The organism is Alkalibacterium olivapovliticus, assembly GCF_003003275.1.
In the GTDB taxonomy this organism is placed as follows: domain Bacteria; phylum Bacillota; class Bacilli; order Lactobacillales; family Carnobacteriaceae_A; genus Alkalibacterium; species Alkalibacterium olivapovliticum.
On the sequence record NZ_PVTO01000071.1, the window covers coordinates 1 to 1,523 of the forward strand.

The 1,523-nt window shown below is 37.6% G+C and carries 1 protein-coding gene; it reads right to left on the reverse strand.

The window, feature by feature from the left end:
* Window positions 1-68 precede the first annotated feature (68 nt).
* Window positions 69-1,397: an ISL3 family transposase gene (locus CLV38_RS13545; protein ID WP_106196517.1), complete on the reverse strand. Its 1,329-nt coding sequence runs from the start codon at window positions 1,395-1,397 to the stop codon at window positions 69-71.
* Window positions 1,398-1,523 lie beyond the last annotated feature (126 nt).

A 1,523-nucleotide genomic window follows, 5' to 3' on the forward strand; every position in this document is an offset into this window, starting at 1 on the left:
GGTTCTACGTCAACTGACGTTGGTGAAGAATAATAATCAATAAATATGAGAGTAAATACCAAGGGTGCCTAGGCTGTCTTGGTATTTACTTTTTTCTTTTGGTTTACCTTAGTCTTAGTCGGATTTAGGTTAAAGTGAAGAATAATTCGGTTTTTGTAGTTAAGGAAATTGCGATAGCCGTAGGCTACCCGATTGAGAACCTTTATCTTATTGTTAATCCCTTCGATTCTGCCATTGTTGTAAGGATACTCGAAGGTGTTTTTAATCATTTTAAGATGCTTTCTTAATGTCTTTAAACTAGTTTTCATGTAAGAGGAAAGATCCGATGAATAGGACTGAGTCACAATGGATTCCAAACGTTTGTGATCATTTTCCTCCACTGCCTTTATAATCGATTGATAGACCCTATAAGTTGTCTCTAACTCTTTGTCGTAAGCCAACATGTCAGAGACGATGGCTGATTCTAGTCGTTGGCCAAACAGTTTGTAGGATTTATATGTAGTATAAGATAACTCGCTTTCTTTCTTGAGCATTTTTTTCCAATAATGTTTCAAGCGACGGTATTTTTTCAGATCTTCACCATTGGAGGTGTTGAACTGATTCATTACTTTTACTCTCGTTCTATTCATCGACCGATTGACTAACTGCACAATATGAAATCGATCAATAATGATGTGGGCTTTTGGAAACAAGACTGGAATAAAGCTGACATAACTAGCATTCATGTCAACCGTGACGGTTTCCACCCGTTCTCTCTGCCTTAAGCTGTAATTGGAAGTGAAGTGTTTTTTAACAAACCGACTATCTTTAGCTGGAAGGATATCAAGAATATCTCCCGTCTGGGCATTAATATACTCAAAAGCCATCCGCCCACTGGCGTATTTGAACTCGTCGAAAGACATATGCTTGGGTAAACTTTGATTGTGCGGACGGTAATGCTTCGCTTCTTTAGTAATGACCCGCTGGACAGTTGCTTCGGAGACGTTAGTCTCCTTAGAAATGTCTTTAATCGAACAGGCATCAGCTGATTTAGTTAAAATGTGGGCTTTTATGTAAGTCGAGATAAAGCAGTTGTTCTCAACTAATGGAGTTTGTGCAGTGAACGTTTCTTTACAGGCCTTACACATGAATCGCTGTTTTTTCATTCTTAGAAAGGTTGGGACAATTCCACTCATGGGGAACGTTATACGAGATGTTTGGGTTCCGTTTTTATAGATAGTATAATCCTGATTCGGTATCTGACAGTTCTGGCATTCCTTAGGTGTGTAACTTAAAGTACACTCGATAAATTTACATCTTCTGCCTTTAAAAACACCGTAGGTGACACAATTATCTTTGAAGATTATATTTTTATCTTGAATATCGAGTACTTTTTGCATATCATTTGAAGTAGGCAAGTGAGTTCCTCCTTAGGTGATGTTTTCGTCGACTATTATTCTACAGGAGAACTCACTTGTTTTCTAATATAATCAAATAAAGGACGTTAGTGAGAATTTCTCACCAACGTCCTTTATTGTACAACC